The sequence below is a fragment of the Bacillus sp. TH17 genome, assembly GCF_016651125.1.
Lineage (GTDB): Bacteria > Bacillota > Bacilli > Bacillales > Bacillaceae_G > Bacillus_A > Bacillus_A mycoides.
On the sequence record NZ_JAEKEN010000001.1, the window covers coordinates 3,668,237 to 3,686,509 of the forward strand.

Below are 18,273 nucleotides of genomic sequence, written 5' to 3' on the forward strand. Positions count from 1 at the left end.
CATTCTCCCTCCTAAAATTTTTCATATCCTTCTTTCTTTTGGACATACTACCTAAAAAAGGAGTGGGTTATATGCAAAATTCTATACATAAGCAGATCCTATTTTTATTTTTCCTCTTTCTCATTTTCGTTATCGTTTTCAGCTTTATATTACATACTCCGAAAGATGTGCCTAATAGCCTTTCTGTTTATAAACTTTTGCTCTCGTATTGCCGTTATTGAAGAAGGTGCCTTTTACGAGGCACCTTTTAAAATTCTCTCTTCTCATACAATTTCACTGAAACGAAGATAGATACTATGAACATGCATATTGAACTAACGAATAACACGCTGTTATATAGTTGAATTTGTTCTAGGTTGATTTGAAAGAACATAGAACAGATTGCTATCGGTGCTATTAGTATGAAAAGCGTAATAAAAATAGTTTTTTTATACCCTAGCCAAAACGATATCGGTAAAACAAAGCTTAAATACACTAAAATAAAGCTAATACTAGCAACCATTGTCGTTTCAATAAATTCAAATAGGTTAACCCCATTCTTCATTCCCATCGTGAAACAACCGACCGTTACGCTTATAAAAAGAATAATAATTGCTACTATATATTTCGCATACACGATTTGTTTCCTGAATATTGGCAAACTACTTACTATAACTTCACTCTCATTTTTACTATCTGCTTCAAATGTTTTTACTGTTGCCCCAATTGTAATAATTACTGACATAATTATGAATAGATTTCCCGTATCTGTTAAAGCCATATAAAAGAGAATAGGATACAGTATGTACCAAATTAAAAATTTCCATTGAATGATGAAATCTTTTAAAATTAATTGCTTGATCATGTATTACACCTCCTAATATGAAAATGCTCCTTCTATAACTCTGCCTCCTGAAACATTTTCATTGAGAGAAACATTGATATGACTATACTTACTAATACTCCGATACCAAGAACAATCATTGCTAGTGTAGCCTCTTGAGATTGAAGTACTTTTAACATAATTATTTTATCACCAAAAACATTGCACATAAGGCCAATCATACCCGTTAAAGGCAAAACCATAATAACATTCAAAACAGAAGTAGCTTTATATCCTCCAACGTAATTAGCAGGTATCGTTACAACACAATAGATCAAAGTTGCTACTATTGCTGAAAATATTGCATATCCAGGAATAGCTATGTCTCTGTTCAATAAAATATTTCCTAATATTACGACTATAAAAGTTGTACTCAAACCAGTCATAATAAATAATGAGCTTGAAATATATTTAGCTATAACTATCTCTTTTCTCGTTATAGGCAAACTCACTAATACTTTTTCTGCTTTACTTTTCTCTTCATGATAAAAAGAAATATATATAATCGTACTACATGTTATAAATAATCCTATTGCAATCCCCATTGGTTGGACGGGATTCCTAAAAACAGAGAAAATAGGTATTAAAAAATAGAAAGGAAACATCTTCTTATGTAAGAAAAATTCCTTTAAAATCAACTGTTGCATATGAATTCTCCTCTCTATAAATCACGCGATCCATAAATTTTAATTGTTAGAAACATAGAAGCGATATATACACTAGCTAATATAATTCCTCCAACTATAAATAAGCTAAGATGTGATGGATTCATAATCCACTCAATGAATGAAGGTGCTGTTGCGTTCAGTCCATCCCCTATAAATATCCATGCAATTCCAGCTACTGCCATCGATGCTCCTGACAAGATACTTCTTGCTACCTTTGATTTGGTTCCGTAATAACTAGGAAAAAAAGCCGCAACAAAAACCAAAGCGTAAACAGCCCCATTTACTACTCCATACCACGGAATTTCAATATACAAATTAGGATGGTATACACCGATATCATCAATAACAGCGACACCTCTTATAAGAAAAACAACTAACATAGTTGAGACTATCCCACCTACAATAAATATCGCACAGGAAATATATCTAGCAATTATGATATCCTTTCGACTTAACGGTAAACTATTTATAACAATGTCACTTTTATTCCTTTCATCCATATAGATTAACGTCATAACCGAGGAAAGGGTTATAAATAGACAACTCATCGGAAATAACAATTCACCACTTGGCTCTAACATAAATAACAAAAGAGGCATAACAAAATTCACTAACCACGTTACCCGAAAAAAGAACAAATCTTTATATATGAGCTGACGCATAGGCACCTCTCCCTTTCGCAGTGTAAACGATAATATCATCTAATGTAGGATTTTCTAATACAACCTCATTTCCAAACCAATCGATAATTGCTTGTTTATCCTCTGCTAAACCTTCGAAACCAAATTTATTTTTTCGTAATCCAACAAATAGTTCTTTTCCTTCTCGATCTAATAAGTCATTACTGCCCTTTACGATTACGTAGTTCTCCATTAATTCGTCTTTCTCACCAGTAAATATAATTTCTCCATCATTGATGAACGTAATATAATCTGCAATACGTTCTAAGTCTGTCGTAATGTGCGTTGAGAATAATACAGATACTTCATCTTCCATTACTATTTCTTGCAATATATCAAGCAATTCACTTCGAACAACTGGGTCCAATCCTGCTGTTGGTTCATCCATAATAATAAATTCCGCATGGTGTGAAAGTGCGATTGCAATCGCAAATTTCATTTTCATCCCTTTGGATAACTCTTTAATCTTTTTATACTTTGGAACTTGTAATCTCTGCATATACGATTGATACTGCATTTCGTCCCACTTTTTATATAACGGTGCAATAATCCGTTTCATTTGCTCACACGTTAAATCTTCGTAATAATGATTTTCATCATATACAAAACCAATATTTTGTTTTATTTCCTTTTCGGCTTTCTTATTGTCCTTACCAAAAATTTTTATATCACCGCTCTCTTTTCTGATTAAATTCATAATCATTTTGATCGTCGTACTTTTCCCAGCTCCATTCGGTCCGATAAATCCCATAATATATCCACGTGGCAATGTAAAACTTACATTTTTCACTGAGAAATCTTGATAAGTTTTACAAACGTTTTTTAGCTCTAACATCTCTTATTCCCCCTCATATAAACACGCAATCATCTGCTGTAAATCTTCAAGTGAAAGCTGCAACGCTTTACTTTCATTCACAATCCCTTCCGCTTTACTTTCCAATAGACGTAGCCGCTGTTCTTTTAGTAGTTCATTATTTTTACGTGAAACATAAGTCCCCTTCCCAGCAACAGTTTCTATATATCCTTCTTTTTCAAGCTCCTCGTACGCACGCTTCGTTGTAATTACACTAACTTGTAATTCCTTCGCTAAGCTACGAATAGACGGTAATTGGTCTCCACCCTTTAAACCACCATTTAAAATAAGCTGGCTTAATTGTTTTCTTATTTGCACATAAATAGGGTCTTGGGAAGAATTCGAAATAATAATATTCATGTTTTCCTCCAGTGTGTGTATATACTGTGTATACCTTATATATACAGTATATACATACCATCCTATTTTTGGCAAGAAAAAAAGACCAACATTTTCCTGTTGGTCTTTCGTATATGTATCACTTTTCAAAGCGATCTAACATTTCGTCTCTCATTCCGAAACTAACAACCGCAATTCCTACATACATAAAAAGAAGGAATGCTGGATGAACTGTATTGTACCAGCTGCTATCAACAATTAAATAGATCGTTAACGCCACAACAAGAACAAACGCTAAAATAAACATATAAAAGTGTCGTGTATTACCCATGATAAACTCCTCTCTTCTCTCTTCACCATTCAACAGTATATTGTATCGAATAATTCGATATGACTCAAGGTTAACTTTCTGTTATGTAATCAAGTTCTACCTTTACAATGTCCTCACACGCTATTGAAATGATTGTTCCTTGTTTATCAATCGCTGTCACTTCTCTATTATCCATTACACGGTGTGCTACTCTTTCTAACACTTTCCCTTGGTCTCGGTAACAAAATTCTTTTACATCTTTAATTGTTTCTCCATTTTCTAAATGGTATACCATTCTATAACATCGATATCCCACGCTTCCACCCCCGTCTTGCTCGTTTTTTCACATATACATAAAAATGAGTAATTTCTACCTCATCACATCTTCTTAATTTCAATAAAATTCTAACAAAAATAAATACTTTTATCAAACCGACTTTTTCAACAAAATCACCTATAAAACCGCATCTTTACAGCAATATGAAACAAAAAATATAAATTTTTAACATTTTTTTCATTCTAGCTGCACCAATGTTGCAAAAAAAAGAACCCGCATGTAGCGAGTTCTTTTTTTTGCAATCACACTTGTACAGGTGCTAGCTTTTCATAACGTAAAACTGGTTTACGAGCAGCCAATGTTTCATCTAAACGTTTTATTACTGTTGTATGTGGTGCTTCTTGTACAACTTCTGGATTTTCTTCTACCTCTTTAGCAATTTGAATCATCTTATCAATGAAACCATCTAATGTTTCTTTTGATTCTGTTTCTGTTGGCTCAATCATAATACATTCTTCCACATTTAATGGGAAGTAAATTGTTGGTGGATGGTAACCGAAATCAAGCAAACGTTTTGCAATATCTAATGTACGTACACCAAGTTTCTTTTGACGACGACCTGATAATACAAATTCATGCTTGCAATGTCTATCGAACGGAAGATCATAGAATGGTGCTAATCTTCTCATCATATAGTTCGCATTTAATACAGCATACTCAGTTACTGCACGTAGTCCATCTGGACCCATAGAACGAATATATGTGTATGCACGAACGTTAATTCCGAAGTTACCATAGAATGGTTTCACACGCCCAATTGCTTCTGGACGATCATAGTTAAAGTGATAGCCATTTTCCGTTTTCTCTAAAATCGGCTTTGGTAAGTACGGAATTAAATCAGCTTTCACACCTACTGGACCAGAACCTGGACCACCGCCGCCATGCGGACCTGTAAATGTTTTATGAAGGTTTAAATGCACAACGTCAAATCCCATATCTCCTGGGCGCGCTTGGCTTAATACCGCATTTAAGTTTGCACCATCATAGTATAATTTACCGCCTGCATTATGGACGATTTCAGCCATTTCTAAAATATTTTCTTCGAATAGACCTAATGTATTTGGATTTGTTAACATAAGTGCTGCTGTTTCTTCGTTTACAACACGTTTTAAATCATCTAAGTCAACAAGACCATGTTCATTTGATTTCACCGTAATTGTTTCAAAACCAGCTACTGTTGCAGACGCCGGGTTTGTTCCGTGAGCAGAGTCAGGAACAATTACTTTCGTACGGTTAAAGTCACCGTTCGCTTCATGATATGCACGAATCAACATTAATCCTGTCCATTCTCCGTGTGCACCAGCTGCTGGTTGTAACGTAACAGTATCCATACCTGTAATTTCAATTAAATGTTCTTGTAAGTCATACATTAATTCCATTGCACCTTGCACTGTTTTTTCATCTTGAAGTGGATGAATATTTGCAAAGCCTGCGAAACGAGCTACGTTTTCATTAATTTTCGGATTATATTTCATCGTACAAGACCCAAGTGGATAGAATCCAGAATCCACACCGTGGTTACGGTTTGAAAGCGCTGTGTAATGGCGCATAATATCAAGTTCAGATACTTCTGGAAGCTCTGCATCTTCTACTCGAATATAATCACTCTCAAACACATCTTCTAATTTTACTTCTTCTACATCTAATTTGGGTAAGCTATATCCTACGCGTCCTTCTTTAGTCACTTCAAAAATAAGTGCTTGGTCTTGGTTCTTCATTGGATAGCCCCCATTTCGTTTACAAGTGTGTCAATTTCCTCTTTTGTACGAAGCTCTGTTACCGCTACAAGCATATGGTCTTCATGCTCTTTATAATCACGGCCTAGGTCGTAACCACCGATAATATTCTTTTGTATTAATACATCATTTATTTCTTTAACTGGACGTTTACAATCTACAACAAATTCATTAAAGAATGGTCCAGCGAACGTTACTGTGAAACCTTTCGCTTCAAATTGACGTTTTGCATATTGTGCTTTAGAAATGTTTTGACGTGCCATTTCTTTTACACCTTGTTTGCCAAGTGCCGTCATTGCAACAGAAGCTGCTAATGCATTTAACGCTTGGTTTGAACAAATGTTAGACGTCGCTTTATCACGACGAATATGCTGTTCACGTGCTTGTAACGTTAATACAAATCCACGTTTACCATCTGAATCTACAGTTTGTCCGACAAGACGTCCTGGAATTTTACGCATAAATGCTTTCGTTGTTGCAAAGTAACCACAGTGCGGTCCACCAAACTGCGTTGGGATACCGAATGGTTGTGCATCACCGATTACAACATCAGCACCGAATTTTCCTGGCGGTGTTAATGCGCCTAATGATAATGGATTTGAAGAAACGATAAATAATGATTTTTGTTGATGAACGATTTTTTCGATATCAGCTAACTTTTCCATTTGTCCGAAGAAGTTTGGATATTGAACGATTACACAAGCAACTGTATCATCTACTTCACTTTGTAATACTTCTAAATCTGTTACACCGTTTTTATGATCAATTTCAACAACTTCAAGATTTTGACCTTTTGCATATGTTTCAAGTACTGCTCTTGATTCTGGATGAACTGCCTTAGATACAAGAATTTTCTTTTTACGAGTATGACCAGCTGCTAGCATTGCCGCTTCAGCTAAAGCTGTACCTCCGTCATACATAGAAGAGTTTGCTACATCCATTCCTGTTAATTCACAAATCATTGTTTGGAATTCAAAAATTGCTTGTAATTCCCCTTGTGAAATTTCTGGTTGGTATGGTGTGTAAGCTGTATAAAACTCTGAACGAGAAATAACATGATCAACAATTACTGGAGCGTAATGATCGTATACACCTGCTCCTAAGAAAGAAGCATATTCTTTTAAGTTCGCATTTTTGCTAGCCATTTGAGATAGCTCTTTTAAAAGCTCTGGCTCTGATTTTGCTTCTTTAATTTTTAAATCCCCTTTAAAACGAACACTCTCTGGAATATCAGAGAATAACTCATCAATCGTTTGAACGCCGATTGTTTGTAACATTTCTTTTTTGTCTTCTTCTGTCATTGGAAGATAACGATGCAACATGAAATCTACCCCTCTCCCCGTTACTTTGAACGTTTATAAAATGGTGTTGGAACAACTACTGCTTTGACGCGTTTATTACGAATTTCAATTTCTACTTCTGTATCAACTGCTGCGTATTTTACATCAATTAGTGCTAAACCAATGCTTTTCTTTAACGTTGGAGATTGTGTACCACTCGTTACTTCCCCGATTTTTTCTTCTCCTATAAATACAGGGTAATGCGTACGAGGAATACCGCGTTCGATTACTTCGATGCCGACTAATTTACGAGATGCACCGTTTTCTTTTTGCTCTTTTAACGTTTCTTTTCCAAAGAAATCTGCTTCTTTATTTGGTTTTACCGCAAAGCCAATTCCCGCTTCAATCGGTGTAATATCTTTTGATAACTCTTGTCCGTATAACGGAAGTGTTGCTTCGAAGCGAAGTGTATCACGAGCACCTAAGCCACATGGTTTTAAGCCCTCTTCTGCTCCCACTTCAAGAAGTTTCTCCCAAAGTTTTGCTGCATCTTCACTCTTACAGTAAATTTCGAATCCATCTTCACCTGTGTAACCTGTACGAGATACAAGTGCAGGAATTCCATCTACAAGAATATTATTTTTAAATTTAAAGAACTTAATTTCTTTCAAATCTTCTGACACAACTTTTTGTAAAATGCCTTCTGCTTTTGGTCCTTGAATTGCAAGCTGCGCAACTTCACTAGAAACATTGACTACTTTCGCATCGCCAATTACATGGCTAGCTAACCATTCGTAATCTTTCTCGATATTTGATGCATTGATTACTAATAAATAGTCTTCTTCACCACGTTTGTAGATTAATAAATCATCTACTGTGCCACCATTTTCATAGCACATAGCTGTATATTGTGCGCCCCCTACCTTTAAGGTAGATACGTCATTTGTAACAACACGTTGTAAAAATGCTAAACTATCTACACCTTTTACCTCTACTTCTCCCATATGAGATACATCGAACAAACCTGCTCCTGTACGTACAGCTTCATGTTCCTCTTTAATGCTTGAAAATTGAACTGGTAATTCCCAACCACCGAAGTCGACTGTTTTCCCACCATACTTCGCGTATACATCAAATAACGGTGTACGTTGTAATGTAATCATGCTCTTTCCCCCTTATGCTCTGACAAATCAATAAAAGTTGCTTCCCATATCTAAACATTTTCATTCTGAAAAGATAAGGTTATACGGAATCTCAGTATATTTTTTTATGAAAGCGTAAATAAAAAGTTACTTTCTTGGATAAAATACGAAAGATTCCACACATTTCACACCATTATCCTAACATTATTCGCTATATTTCATCAATATTCTAGCATAAAAAATAATTTAGAATTTTTCATTCTTAATCTTATTAAATACAAATTTTGAAATTTAGCCCTTTATCATTGCCTATTCTTTAACTTTTAGTAATTGTGATAGCGCCTTATTACGAGGCTTATAATAAAGATTTTTTAAATAATCACTTTAGTTTATAAAAGGTGGGAGAGTCTTAATGAATGTCGATATTTCCGTAGATCGAACGTGGCAAAACAATTTTTTAAAAAGAATTGATGAAGATGGTCCTTGGACAAATTGGGATTTATATCATTTAGCTTATAAAACAGAGAAATCGTTACTCGTCCCTACTTTTGATGGATTGCAAGCACCGAAACATTTATCACATTTCACGCCGCTTCCACATCAATTAGAGGTCGCTCAAAATGTCATTGAACAAATGAATGGTAAAGCGATTCTAGCAGACGAAGTCGGACTTGGAAAAACGATTGAAGCTGGACTTATTTTAAAAGAATATATGGTTCGAGGACTTGTAAAAAAGGTACTCATTCTCGTTCCAGCTTCTCTCGTATCTCAGTGGGCGTATGAACTAAACACAAAATTTTTTATTCCTGCGGTCGCTCAAAAGAAAAGTTATTCTTGGGAACAAGCTGATGTCATCGTTTCATCAATCGATACTGCGAAACGTTCACCGCATCGCGATATCGTTTTAAACCTAGAGTATGACCTTATTATTATCGATGAAGCACATAAACTAAAAAATAATAAAACAAAAAACTATGAATTTGCACAGCGATTAAAAAAGAAGTTTTGTTTATTACTAACTGCAACTCCTGTTCAAAATAAAATCGATGAAATCTTCAACCTCGTTTCTTTATTAAAACCAGGTCATTTAGGCAATCAATCTAATTTTGAAGAATATTACGCTTCAAAAAATCGTTCCACTGAATCCGATGAAGATTTAAAAGCTCTTATCAATAAAGTAATGGTTCGAAATAGACGCAATAACACTGGCATTGATTGGCCGAAGAGGCATGTACGAACAATCTTCGTTGAATTCAATGAAGAAGAACAAGCTTTGTATAATGAAATTGAAAATTGGCGTGGACAAGATGCAGTCACATCTGCTTTCTCATCCTTAACTTTAAAACGGGAAGCATGTAGTAGTCGTGAAGCTGTTTACTATTCATTAAAAAAACATGTAGAAAAAAGACAGAAAGAAAATGAGCACTACATAAAGGACCCACATATTGATGTGCTGATGGACAAAATTAATCATATTCCGTTCAACTCCAAAGCAAATAAAGCACTAGAGCTTATAAAAGAAGTTGACGATAAAGTCATTATCTTCACTGAATATAGAGCTTCACAAATGTATTTACAATGGTTCTTACAACAACATGGCATTTCCTCTGTTCCATTTCGCGGTGGATTTAAGCGCGGGAAGAAAGATTGGATGAAGGAGCTTTTCCAAAATCATGCCCAAGTATTAATTGCGACCGAAGCTGGTGGTGAAGGAATTAACTTACAATTTTGTAGCCATATGATTAATTACGACTTACCGTGGAATCCAATGCGACTCGAGCAAAGGATTGGACGTATTCACCGTCTTGGACAAAAAAATGATGTTCATATTTATAACTTAGCAACAAAGCACACTGTTGAAGAGCACATTTTAAAACTACTATATGAAAAAATTAATTTATTTGAACGTGTAATCGGTGAACTCGATGAAATTTTAACGAGAATCAACATGAAAAATATTGATGCGCATATTCAAGAAATTTTCGCGCAGTCAAAAAGCGAAGGTGAAATTCGAATCAAGATGGAAAATTTAACATCTATTATCGATTTTGCGAAGCGCAATGAAGCAGAGGTGCAGGACTATGCAGCAAAATGAAATTCATAATTACTTATATAATTTTTTTGAGGCGAATAACTGCGAAATTTTAGAACGTTCCCCTCACCTATTAGACGTGCAGTTAACAATTGAAATGGATAAATTATTAATGAACCGCCCTTTCTATTGGCACTATCTTGAAAAAACAGGAGGCGTTCCGAACCCGATGCGCCTTACTCTTATTACAAATCCAGAAAACGAAGAAAACGACGGTGAACTTATTCATTACGGTTCACCCCGTTTGCATCAAATATTTGAAACAACAAAAGAACTAGGTTCATACATACGTTTATATGAGGAAGTGAAACATAGCGGTGCAACTCATACCCCCCTTCATCCTTGGCTTGGTGTAAATATAAAAGTATCTTATCAATGCGACCGAAAAAAAGACATACTTCATTCCATCGGTATTCATCTTATTTCCGGGACAATGATTGCAAACTTTCATGACACTTTAGCAGAGATCAAACTCACACCGAAAATACCTGACTTTTGTTTTACCCTCTCACCTATCATTAAGCCACAAAGTGGCTTACAACGTATAGAGGATGCTTTAAAAAGTATAATCGCTGAAGATGACCACACGTGGGCAAAAGAAGCGAGAGTGCGTTGGAATCACGATTTAGACCTTTTAAATCGATTTTACGAAGATAGCGATGAACTTCCAGAAAGCTATGAAATTGAAAAGCAAGCATTACAAGAACAATACGAACCACGCATTACAATACAAATTATAAACGGTGGTCTCTTTTATGTTACCGCAAATCATTTTCTATCTTAAAGAAAGCTCCTTCAGATTGAAGGAGCTTCTTTTAAGATATGTTCCCAGCCTATTCTCTATCTTCATTACGCTCTTGCTGTTTTTTCTCTGTCATACGTTTCTGATATGCACGATCCTTTGCACTTACATGGTTTGCATCAGTTGGAAGATTCTCTTTTGAACGACCAATTCCATTACTCATCTTTTTCGCCTCCTTTTTGCATGTTTCAAAATACATCTTTATTTTCAGCTAGAGGCACAATCCTTATACAAAAAAATAAGAGCAGCCAGTAGCTGCTCTTACTCATTCACGTATTTTTGAAACATATCATGGATGCCTTGATTTACGAGGTTCGAGATCTGTTCGTCAGATTTATTCGGATAACGATCACGCAATCTGATAGATGCCTTCACCATTAAATTTTCTAATACAGAACGGCCACCTTCTCCATAAATAATTTCAGCATACTTAACAAGTCTTCCATCCTCTAATGTTGCTGGATTATGATTGAAGAAAAATTTACTCATTGTCTCCACCTCTCTCTTTGATAACGTTTACATTTATATAGATTATTTATGTTATTTATTTCACAATATTGTATGCATGTATATTTAATTGGTTTCATTATAAAGCAACATATCAATAGTAAATATGTGATTTTCCGTCCATTTTGTGAACAAACCAAAAATGAAAGCGTTTCCTTTATTATATACTAAAAAAACTTACTACGCTAGGGGCAATTTTTTAATCTACTAATCATCTACTTTTCTTTTTTTCATTAACCTTATACAATTTTCAGAAATTATATTATAAAATATATGTATGACTTAAGGAGGCCATGTATGAATCAAAATAAAAAAGCTATATTAGATCTTGTCTTTTATCTCGTATTCCCATTCCTCATTTGGAAATTTGCAAAACCTTATATCGATCCTTATTACGCAATGTTAATTTCCTCTGTTCCGGGGATTATTTATACACTGTATACCTTTAAAAAAGAAAAACAGCTTAACGTTACAGGGTTCTTTATTTTAATTACACTTATTTCTAATACAGCGGTAGACTTAATATCTGGGTCGGCTGAACGAATGCTATGGAATGATGCATATTATCATATCGTACTTGGCTGCATCGTTATATGTACAATCTTTATAAAAAAACCACTCATGTTATATTTCGCAGCTGATATCGCAGCACTGCAAGGTCATGATCGTGATAAAAGCCGTGAGCTTTATCGTGATAGTCGTATATATCCAGCACTGCAATATTTAACACTATTTTTCGGCCTTCAATTTATATTAAAAAGCTTCTTGAAAATCTATTTCATCTCTGTTTTCGGTGTAGATGGATATGGTGAAATGAGAGCTATTATGACCGCTGTTGGCTGGGGGATTTCTATTTGTATCGGAATTGGATTTGTATGGGTAAACAATAAAATACATGCGGTTACTGAGGAAAAAGAGTCTGTGCAATAAACAAAAATCCCCTAGCATCTTGTTATACTAGGGGATTTTTGTTTTGCTAAACATATTACGAAAAAGTTAGCTTGATTTTTTTCTTTTATTTTTTACATTTCGATAAAACAAAGCAGCGCTCAGTGGCATAACACCAAACCATTTATTTAAGAATGGCTCTTTCTCCGCACGACGTTGTTGTTTCTGTTGTTTTCGATCCTCTTTTGGAGCATCCATATATGACACAAATTGCTGTGTCACAAAGCGTACATAATCATTAGTAGACATATTATCATCACCTCTACTTGATTAGTATGTCCACTTTTTTATTCATTAATCTTTTGCTTTAATTCATTCATAATTTGCTTTACCGACTTATTTGTCGTATCGATATGAATATCAGCCTCTTCATAATACGCTCGGCGCGATTCAAATTTCGTTATAAATGCATCTATATCTTTCTTCTGAAATAGTGGACGTGTCGTATCTTCACGAAGCCTTTCTGCAATTACATGTGGATCGCAATATAAATACACAACAGTTCCATTTTCCTTCATCCACTTTCGATTTTCCTCTCGTTCAATAATCCCTCCACCAGTTGTAATAATTACATTCTGAACCGGTAGTGAACGTAACATTTCACTTTCATATTCGCGAAAAGCCATTTCGCCTTCTTCTGCAAAAATATCACGAATTGCCTTCTCTTGCTTCTCTTCAATTTTTTGGTCTGTATCTACAACATCCATATGAAGTTCTTTACTTAACACTTTTCCAATTGTTGTTTTCCCGGCTCCCATATAGCCGGTTATGTATATAGATTTCATTTTCGTTCCTCTCAATCATCCGTTATTATTTGTTATTATAACGAAAGATGTTACTTTATTTAATAAAAAAACGTTTTGTTCTTCTTGTAAAATGAAGAACAAAACGTAACATACTCGCTTTTACTTATAAGTACCTCTTCTCACCCACTGCGTTGCAATCCATTTCTCACCTTTCGTTACAGGTGCTCCTCCATGTAACGTAAGCTCATTTAGTGATTGATCTTGATAAAAGTACTCAAAGTATACTGCCATTCCCTTTCTAGGGTGTACAGAAAGATTTAATTTCGGAAAGAATGTTTCTCCGCCTTCTTCTACATCATTTAAGTACATCACAAGAGTACTTATACGATTATTAGCAGCTGATCTACTATGTTCCGCAAAATAATCATAGTGCGCTTTATATTCTTGATCTACTTCATAATTTAAAATGTGCAATCCTTCTCCATGCGCTACAGGAACATTCGTGATAAATGAAATTCGTTTTTCAATCTTCGAAGTTAGTTCATTCTCTTCCAAAAATGCACCGCTACTCGTTCGAATATCATTTACATCACGTGATGAACCAACTTTAGAACGTTTCATATTATTTTTAGACAATTCAATTAATTCATCACACTCTTCATCACTTAATACATTTGCTAATACAACAATAAGAGGTTCTTCGAATTTTGAAATAATTTGTATTTCCCTATCCTCTGTCATAATCGTATTTCCTTTATGATCAAAAATAGTTTGTTCCTTACTTTCACCTATTTGATTGTTATTTGTCATTTCCTTATCTCCCTAGAAAAAAATGATTGGATAGCATGAATATATCATATTCTTTCTACCTTTCTCTTTTTTGAGAAAATTTAAACTTTTGACCATCATTCTTATCCCTTTCCTCAAAGAAATTGACTCCCTCCACAATAGAAACTCATGGTTCTTCTCCATATATTTTACATATTATCCTTCTACCCAATCAAATATTTTATTATCCTTTTTCCTATAGTGAAAGCTCACTGTATAGAAAATTCTCTGTTTTGTAACACATTGCAACGAAATGATAATAACATCATTTTCAAAGACGTACTTTCCACTCACTTCTCCTCTTTCATACTGAAATAAAAAAACATCCTCTTTTTCTTTTTGCTGTAAGTCTCTTTTTATATCTGAAATAGCTCGATCAACAAGTTCCTCCATGAAAAAACTTTGTTCTATTTCAGAATAAAATTTTTTATCCGAAAGTAACATATTCGTTTCGTACATCAAAAATGAAATGAATAAAATAAGAAAAATAATTGTTCCTGGCATTACAAATCCATTTTGTTTTCTCATGTTTCTATCTCAATTTCACTATAGCGCACAGCCACGCCTTCATATATTTCACCACTTATATCTTTCACATATATATATAACAAATGAGGTGTTAATTTATACGAAATCGCTTCAATCCTTTGTAATATAAATTCCCTTCCGCGCATATTTACTTTTCTTATTAAATTACTATTCAACTTTTCATACGTCACCTGATCACCATTACGAAGTTGGAAGCGTAAAATATTCCCACCGTTTTCTAGCTCTATCTTCCTCCCACTTAATACTTCACGAAACTCTAATTGCATTTGTCCTAAAAACACATCCCACTCCCAGTCATTTAATCCTTTTGAATGTGTATTTTCTATCCCCATAATATGAAGACGCGGTAAAAGTAAAAAGAACATTGATAAAAGCAACAAACATGCAATCATTTCTATTAATGTAAATCCCGCTTCTTTTTTATTTTTCCTTTGCATAAAGGCATTGCTCCATCGCTTTTCCTCTCATATCTTTCCACATCGTACAAACTTCATCTCCTCTCCAATATGTGTAATATACAATTCCTTTTATGACTTGCTCTTTTACTCGCTTTTCCTCATTCTCATACTTAAATAAGGCCGCTTCTTTTTTTAATAATATTAATGCTTTATAGCTCATTTTTATATTTTTTCTTTCTTGCATAATTAATAATGTTTGCGGGAGCAATAACGATGCCGCCATCATTATTAAACTTAACGCTACAACCATTTCAACCATTACTGATCCTTTTTGACACTTCACGATACGTAAATCTCCCTCTTCCAAGCTGAAATACAATCTCATATTTATACCCTCGATAGGAAAGTAAAATCGTACCACCCCTATTAATATTCCCGCTCGGATTATATGTCATTGGATTTGGAAAGGTATGCAAATCCATTTGGACATCTTTATCATATTCTCTCTTAACAATTAATAGGTCTGTCTCCGATTCCGAAATATAATACATATGTTTCTCTTTAAACCAGCGTAACGTATAATGTTTTTGACGCTTAATCGCTAACTGCTGCATATACAAAATATCATTTGAAAACTGTTTCAAAAACTGCTCAACTTTTTGTTTTTCATGTAATGAAGTAACGTTAAAATGCGTAACAACACTCAGTACAGAAATAGCAAATAAGACAAGTAGCATTTCTAAAAGAGTAAAACCTTTTTGCTTCACGATTTCCCAGCTGATACCGTACCATCATCGGAAATATGGATTGGTTCACCTTTCGGGCAAGTTTTTGAAGTAATATACTTTCCTGTTTCAAGTTCCTCTATTGATGGAATCTTATTATGTTGCAAGTGATATGCTTGTATTTGTGCTTCTATAGATTTCACATAGGCTGCACATCCTTTTCCTTGGACGGATGAGCGCTGTGTAACTACATTTGGAATAATTAATAGTAATAATACAGTTATGACAACCATAACTAATAACATTTCTAAAAGAGTAAAACCCTCCTCATTCTGCATGTAAATGCCCCCTATATAGAATTCATCATTTGAAACATCGGCATAATCATCGCTAAGTACATCAAAATGACTATAACCCCAAGACATGTAAATAAAATGGGTTGAATCACAAATAACATACGTTTAATTTTTTGTTCTACCTTTTCAATAATGAGCTCACTGTAATCACCAAGCTCATTTGCTAAATTACCGTTTGCTTGTCCATGCGTAATGATATAAGAAAGTTCTTTCTCGTAATAACCGCTTTTATCAATAATAGATTGTAACGGTTCCCCTGCAATTAATTGCCGCTCAATTCGGTCTGCTTCATACTGAAAGAACGGATGATACTTTTGCTTCATCATTATTGTTAATGCTTCGTGTACGGACAATCCACCGTGTAATAAACCACTTAATTGAGTGGAAAAATAATGCGAATGATTTAAAATAAGAAATGTTTTCATAAGGGGAATACGGATCATAATCTTTACCTTTTGAGTAGGCGGAAGTTTTCGGAAATAAAATATATATATACTAAATCCCGTTATAACGATAAGAACAATCATATAAATGAAGTAAGGTAATAATTTAATTGCAACTAAAATTTGCTCCGTAAGTGGTGGTGCTGTAGAACGTAAAGAACTATACATCATTTCAAACTGAGGCAATAAAATGAGGTTAAAAACAGAAAGCATAATCATTAAAAAAAATGATAAAAACATAGGATATCGCATTACTTTCATCATATCTTTCCTATATTTATCTTTCTTGTAAAGAAGTACGCTTCCTTGTTGCAAAGCAAAAGAAATGTCACCATGTCGCTCTGCATAAAACAAATAACTTAACATCTCAGAGTGAAACATTAATTGGTGAAAAGAAGCGTGCAAACTTTGTCCATTTTTCAATCCCTCGATCATACGCTGTAACTGTAATTTCTTTCCTAATGGTAGTTGCAACTGCAAAAATTCTAACGCCTGCAAAAGTGAGTAACCTTTCTCTAATAAATCACTTAATCTTTTACATAATAATGCTTGATCACTTAAACTCCATTTTCTCTTAAACATATACATCTTCTTCTAAAAAGCCTAAAGCATACCCTTTTCGAACCGACGATTCCAACGTTTTATAGTGATACGTAACATGTTCTCCACTTGCTTCTTTAATCGCTTGTTTTAATTCATATCCATATAACAGTTCATAAATGCTTGCCTGTCTCACTTTCCTCATTGATTTACATAAAGTTGCACACTTCCCTCTGCAAAATGGACATTTTAATTCGACGAGCCGCTGAGCAGCTACTGCTAATAATGATTGTTCAATTTCTTGCCTTGTAATACCATAGTCCATAAATCGTAGTATCGCTCCTTTCGCATCATTTGTATGCAAGGTTGTCATTACTAAATGTCCCGTCAAACTGGCCCTTACAGCTACTTTTGCTGTTTCTTCATCACGAATTTCGCCAACTAAAATAATATCTGGATCATGACGCAAAATAGCCTTTAATCCCGTTTTATATGTGATACCAGCTTTTTCATTTATTTGAATTTGTAATAAACCGTCTTTTCTTTGCTCAACTGGATCTTCCAGTGTAATGATGCGACGTGTTTGCCATTTTCTAGCTACTTCTAATAACGCATACATTGTTGTTGTTTTTCCAGAACCAGTTGGCCCAGTAAATACGAGTAACCCATGAGAATGCTTTAAAAAAGAGAGTAATTTTTCCGCTGAACTTGGAAATAACGAAAGATGAGACAGTGGCTGTACAGATGCTTGTAAATGGAGGCGAATAACGAGACTTTCTTGATATACTGTTGGAAGTGTTGAAAGGCGTAAATACACTTCTTGTCCATCAATTTGTAAGTACAACGAACCATTTTGAGGTTTTCTCCTCTCTCCTATATCCATTGATGCTAAAAATTTAAAGTGTGAAACAAGCTTTTCTCCAAATTCTTTCTCAATACACCGTTTCGTAATTAAATCTTTTCCAATACGTAATTGAATCGCCACATCCTTCTGCCTGGGCACAATATGTAAGTCCGATGCTTGCACCCTACAAGCTTCTTTCATAATCATATTTGCAAAAAGCTCGACACTATTCATCAAGTTTCCCTCCTCACTATGTATATATCATAAAAAAATGCACAAGAAAAATTA

General features: G+C 34.5%; 26 protein-coding genes. 4 read left to right on the forward strand and 22 right to left on the reverse strand.

Annotated features, from left to right (window positions below):
* Positions 1 to 247: 247 nt before the first annotated feature.
* From JFT95_RS18740 to gcvT, 10 genes are all read right to left on the reverse strand, one after another.
* Positions 248 to 844 carry an ABC-2 transporter permease gene (locus JFT95_RS18740; RefSeq protein WP_201052955.1) on the reverse strand — a complete coding sequence of 199 codons (597 nt, stop codon included), beginning with the start codon at positions 842 to 844 and terminating at the stop codon, positions 248 to 250.
* A 32-nt stretch (positions 845 to 876) separates the two neighbouring features.
* Positions 877 to 1,509, reverse strand: coding sequence for an ABC-2 transporter permease (locus tag JFT95_RS18745; protein WP_201052956.1), 633 nt, complete (start codon positions 1,507 to 1,509; stop codon positions 877 to 879).
* A 14-nt stretch (positions 1,510 to 1,523) separates the two neighbouring features.
* Positions 1,524 to 2,192: an ABC-2 transporter permease gene (locus tag JFT95_RS18750; protein WP_078213469.1), complete on the reverse strand. Its 669-nt coding sequence runs from the start codon at positions 2,190 to 2,192 to the stop codon at positions 1,524 to 1,526.
* Positions 2,173 to 3,045 carry an ABC transporter ATP-binding protein gene (locus JFT95_RS18755; RefSeq protein ID WP_201052957.1) on the reverse strand — a complete coding sequence of 291 codons (873 nt, stop codon included), beginning with the start codon at positions 3,043 to 3,045 and terminating at the stop codon, positions 2,173 to 2,175. Before JFT95_RS18755 ends, JFT95_RS18750 begins: the two co-directional genes overlap by 20 nt.
* 3 nt (positions 3,046 to 3,048) lie before the next feature.
* Positions 3,049 to 3,423 (reverse strand): GntR family transcriptional regulator, encoded by a 375-nt coding sequence (locus JFT95_RS18760; protein ID WP_002184968.1) that lies wholly within the window; start codon positions 3,421 to 3,423, stop codon positions 3,049 to 3,051.
* Between the two features lie 118 nt (positions 3,424 to 3,541).
* Positions 3,542 to 3,733: a hypothetical protein gene (locus JFT95_RS18765; protein ID WP_002088608.1), complete on the reverse strand. Its 192-nt coding sequence runs from the start codon at positions 3,731 to 3,733 to the stop codon at positions 3,542 to 3,544.
* A gap of 70 nt (positions 3,734 to 3,803) precedes the next feature.
* A complete protein-coding gene (locus JFT95_RS18770) occupies positions 3,804 to 4,007 on the reverse strand; it encodes a DUF3929 family protein (protein ID WP_000262495.1) in 204 nt (67 codons plus the stop codon).
* Positions 4,008 to 4,291: 284 nt separating this feature from the next.
* Positions 4,292 to 5,767, reverse strand: coding sequence for an aminomethyl-transferring glycine dehydrogenase subunit 2 (gcvPB, locus tag JFT95_RS18775; RefSeq protein ID WP_002122485.1), 1,476 nt, complete (start codon positions 5,765 to 5,767; stop codon positions 4,292 to 4,294).
* Positions 5,764 to 7,107, reverse strand: a complete 1,344-nt coding sequence (gene gcvPA / locus JFT95_RS18780) for an aminomethyl-transferring glycine dehydrogenase subunit 1 (RefSeq protein ID WP_201052958.1) — start codon at positions 7,105 to 7,107, stop codon at positions 5,764 to 5,766. Before gcvPA ends, gcvPB begins: the two co-directional genes overlap by 4 nt.
* A 20-nt stretch (positions 7,108 to 7,127) precedes the next feature.
* Positions 7,128 to 8,228: a glycine cleavage system aminomethyltransferase GcvT gene (gene gcvT / locus JFT95_RS18785; RefSeq protein ID WP_002034013.1), complete on the reverse strand. Its 1,101-nt coding sequence runs from the start codon at positions 8,226 to 8,228 to the stop codon at positions 7,128 to 7,130.
* Positions 8,229 to 8,619: 391 nt separating this feature from the next.
* On the opposite strand from gcvT, the gene JFT95_RS18790 reads away from it, so the two are divergent.
* Both JFT95_RS18790 and JFT95_RS18795 read left to right on the forward strand, forming a co-directional pair.
* Positions 8,620 to 10,302 carry a DEAD/DEAH box helicase gene (locus JFT95_RS18790; RefSeq protein WP_002015016.1) on the forward strand — a complete coding sequence of 561 codons (1,683 nt, stop codon included), beginning with the start codon at positions 8,620 to 8,622 and terminating at the stop codon, positions 10,300 to 10,302.
* Positions 10,289 to 11,083 (forward strand): YqhG family protein, encoded by a 795-nt coding sequence (locus JFT95_RS18795; protein ID WP_002088611.1) that lies wholly within the window; start codon positions 10,289 to 10,291, stop codon positions 11,081 to 11,083. The genes JFT95_RS18790 and JFT95_RS18795 overlap by 14 nt, the downstream gene beginning before the upstream one ends.
* A gap of 49 nt (positions 11,084 to 11,132) precedes the next feature.
* On the opposite strand, the gene JFT95_RS29900 is transcribed toward JFT95_RS18795, so the two are convergent.
* Together JFT95_RS29900 and JFT95_RS18800 are read right to left on the reverse strand one after the other, a co-directional pair.
* On the reverse strand, positions 11,133 to 11,264 hold the full coding sequence (locus tag JFT95_RS29900) for a hypothetical protein (RefSeq protein ID WP_002088613.1): 132 nt from the start codon (positions 11,262 to 11,264) through the stop codon (positions 11,133 to 11,135).
* A 98-nt stretch (positions 11,265 to 11,362) separates the two neighbouring features.
* On the reverse strand, positions 11,363 to 11,590 hold the full coding sequence (locus tag JFT95_RS18800) for a hypothetical protein (protein WP_000032698.1): 228 nt from the start codon (positions 11,588 to 11,590) through the stop codon (positions 11,363 to 11,365).
* 72 nt (positions 11,591 to 11,662) lie between these two features.
* On the opposite strand from JFT95_RS18800, the gene JFT95_RS18805 reads away from it, so the two are divergent.
* The gene (locus tag JFT95_RS18805) at positions 11,663 to 11,779 is read left to right on the forward strand and encodes a GTP pyrophosphokinase (protein ID WP_080019198.1); all 117 of its coding nucleotides are present in this window, start codon (positions 11,663 to 11,665) and stop codon (positions 11,777 to 11,779) included.
* A gap of 126 nt (positions 11,780 to 11,905) precedes the next feature.
* A complete protein-coding gene (locus JFT95_RS18810; RefSeq protein ID WP_002145755.1) occupies positions 11,906 to 12,538 on the forward strand; it encodes a VC0807 family protein in 633 nt (210 codons plus the stop codon).
* A 66-nt stretch (positions 12,539 to 12,604) separates the two neighbouring features.
* Here JFT95_RS18810 and JFT95_RS18815 read toward each other — a convergent pair whose 3' ends face one another.
* The 10 genes from JFT95_RS18815 to comGA all read right to left on the reverse strand — a co-directional run bounded on the left by JFT95_RS18815 (position 12,605) and on the right by comGA (position 18,219).
* On the reverse strand, positions 12,605 to 12,805 hold the full coding sequence (locus JFT95_RS18815; RefSeq protein WP_002015009.1) for a YqzE family protein: 201 nt from the start codon (positions 12,803 to 12,805) through the stop codon (positions 12,605 to 12,607).
* Positions 12,806 to 12,843: 38 nt separating this feature from the next.
* Positions 12,844 to 13,341: a shikimate kinase AroK gene (gene aroK / locus JFT95_RS18820; RefSeq protein ID WP_137057331.1), complete on the reverse strand. Its 498-nt coding sequence runs from the start codon at positions 13,339 to 13,341 to the stop codon at positions 12,844 to 12,846.
* Between the two features lie 120 nt (positions 13,342 to 13,461).
* Complete coding sequence (locus tag JFT95_RS18825; protein ID WP_201052959.1) at positions 13,462 to 14,112, reverse strand: 2OG-Fe(II) oxygenase; 651 nt, start codon at positions 14,110 to 14,112, stop codon at positions 13,462 to 13,464.
* 174 nt (positions 14,113 to 14,286) lie between these two features.
* Positions 14,287 to 14,658, reverse strand: coding sequence for a competence type IV pilus minor pilin ComGG (gene comGG, locus JFT95_RS18830; protein ID WP_088040148.1), 372 nt, complete (start codon positions 14,656 to 14,658; stop codon positions 14,287 to 14,289).
* Complete coding sequence (comGF, locus tag JFT95_RS18835; protein WP_002088620.1) at positions 14,655 to 15,116, reverse strand: competence type IV pilus minor pilin ComGF; 462 nt, start codon at positions 15,114 to 15,116, stop codon at positions 14,655 to 14,657. Before comGF ends, comGG begins: the two co-directional genes overlap by 4 nt.
* Positions 15,100 to 15,396: a hypothetical protein gene (locus tag JFT95_RS18840; protein ID WP_002088621.1), complete on the reverse strand. Its 297-nt coding sequence runs from the start codon at positions 15,394 to 15,396 to the stop codon at positions 15,100 to 15,102. Before JFT95_RS18840 ends, comGF begins: the two co-directional genes overlap by 17 nt.
* Positions 15,389 to 15,844, reverse strand: coding sequence for a competence type IV pilus minor pilin ComGD (gene comGD / locus JFT95_RS18845; protein ID WP_002088622.1), 456 nt, complete (start codon positions 15,842 to 15,844; stop codon positions 15,389 to 15,391). Before comGD ends, JFT95_RS18840 begins: the two co-directional genes overlap by 8 nt.
* Entirely contained in the window at positions 15,841 to 16,140 is a 300-nt protein-coding gene (gene comGC, locus JFT95_RS18850; RefSeq protein WP_002088623.1) for a competence type IV pilus major pilin ComGC, read from the reverse strand. The genes comGD and comGC overlap by 4 nt, the downstream gene beginning before the upstream one ends.
* 11 nt (positions 16,141 to 16,151) lie before the next feature.
* Complete coding sequence (comGB, locus tag JFT95_RS18855; RefSeq protein WP_002138336.1) at positions 16,152 to 17,189, reverse strand: competence type IV pilus assembly protein ComGB; 1,038 nt, start codon at positions 17,187 to 17,189, stop codon at positions 16,152 to 16,154.
* The gene (comGA, locus tag JFT95_RS18860; protein ID WP_002014996.1) at positions 17,176 to 18,219 is read right to left on the reverse strand and encodes a competence type IV pilus ATPase ComGA; all 1,044 of its coding nucleotides are present in this window, start codon (positions 18,217 to 18,219) and stop codon (positions 17,176 to 17,178) included. The genes comGB and comGA overlap by 14 nt, the downstream gene beginning before the upstream one ends.
* Between the last annotated feature and the right edge of the window lie 54 nt (positions 18,220 to 18,273).

Bases quoted from the DNA above. Each gene is read 5' to 3' on its own strand.
- JFT95_RS18740 (WP_201052955.1), bottom strand. From the start codon at position 844: ATGATCAAGCAATTAATTTTAAAAGATTTCATCATTCAATGGAAATTT.
- JFT95_RS18745 (WP_201052956.1), bottom strand. From the start codon at position 1,509: ATGCAACAGTTGATTTTAAAGGAATTTTTCTTACATAAGAAGATGTTT.
- JFT95_RS18750 (WP_078213469.1), bottom strand. From the start codon at position 2,192: ATGCGTCAGCTCATATATAAAGATTTGTTCTTTTTTCGGGTAACGTGG.
- JFT95_RS18755 (WP_201052957.1), bottom strand. From the start codon at position 3,045: ATGTTAGAGCTAAAAAACGTTTGTAAAACTTATCAAGATTTCTCAGTG.
- JFT95_RS18760 (WP_002184968.1), bottom strand. From the start codon at position 3,423: ATGAATATTATTATTTCGAATTCTTCCCAAGACCCTATTTATGTGCAA.
- JFT95_RS18765 (WP_002088608.1), bottom strand. From the start codon at position 3,733: ATGGGTAATACACGACACTTTTATATGTTTATTTTAGCGTTTGTTCTT.
- JFT95_RS18770 (WP_000262495.1), bottom strand. From the start codon at position 4,007: ATGGTATACCATTTAGAAAATGGAGAAACAATTAAAGATGTAAAAGAA.
- gcvPB (WP_002122485.1), bottom strand. From the start codon at position 5,767: ATGAAGAACCAAGACCAAGCACTTATTTTTGAAGTGACTAAAGAAGGA.
- gcvPA (WP_201052958.1), bottom strand. From the start codon at position 7,107: ATGTTGCATCGTTATCTTCCAATGACAGAAGAAGACAAAAAAGAAATG.
- gcvT (WP_002034013.1), bottom strand. From the start codon at position 8,228: ATGATTACATTACAACGTACACCGTTATTTGATGTATACGCGAAGTAT.
- JFT95_RS18790 (WP_002015016.1), top strand. From the start codon at position 8,620: ATGAATGTCGATATTTCCGTAGATCGAACGTGGCAAAACAATTTTTTA.
- JFT95_RS18795 (WP_002088611.1), top strand. From the start codon at position 10,289: ATGCAGCAAAATGAAATTCATAATTACTTATATAATTTTTTTGAGGCG.
- JFT95_RS29900 (WP_002088613.1), bottom strand. From the start codon at position 11,264: ATGAGTAATGGAATTGGTCGTTCAAAAGAGAATCTTCCAACTGATGCA.
- JFT95_RS18800 (WP_000032698.1), bottom strand. From the start codon at position 11,590: ATGAGTAAATTTTTCTTCAATCATAATCCAGCAACATTAGAGGATGGA.
- JFT95_RS18805 (WP_080019198.1), top strand. From the start codon at position 11,663: ATGCATGTATATTTAATTGGTTTCATTATAAAGCAACATATCAATAGT.
- JFT95_RS18810 (WP_002145755.1), top strand. From the start codon at position 11,906: ATGAATCAAAATAAAAAAGCTATATTAGATCTTGTCTTTTATCTCGTA.
- JFT95_RS18815 (WP_002015009.1), bottom strand. From the start codon at position 12,805: ATGTCTACTAATGATTATGTACGCTTTGTGACACAGCAATTTGTGTCA.
- aroK (WP_137057331.1), bottom strand. From the start codon at position 13,341: ATGAAATCTATATACATAACCGGCTATATGGGAGCCGGGAAAACAACA.
- JFT95_RS18825 (WP_201052959.1), bottom strand. From the start codon at position 14,112: ATGACAAATAACAATCAAATAGGTGAAAGTAAGGAACAAACTATTTTT.
- comGG (WP_088040148.1), bottom strand. From the start codon at position 14,658: ATGAGAAAACAAAATGGATTTGTAATGCCAGGAACAATTATTTTTCTT.
- comGF (WP_002088620.1), bottom strand. From the start codon at position 15,116: ATGCAAAGGAAAAATAAAAAAGAAGCGGGATTTACATTAATAGAAATG.
- JFT95_RS18840 (WP_002088621.1), bottom strand. From the start codon at position 15,396: ATGGTTGAAATGGTTGTAGCGTTAAGTTTAATAATGATGGCGGCATCG.
- comGC (WP_002088623.1), bottom strand. From the start codon at position 16,140: ATGCAGAATGAGGAGGGTTTTACTCTTTTAGAAATGTTATTAGTTATG.
- comGB (WP_002138336.1), bottom strand. From the start codon at position 17,189: ATGTATATGTTTAAGAGAAAATGGAGTTTAAGTGATCAAGCATTATTA.
- comGA (WP_002014996.1), bottom strand. From the start codon at position 18,219: ATGAATAGTGTCGAGCTTTTTGCAAATATGATTATGAAAGAAGCTTGT.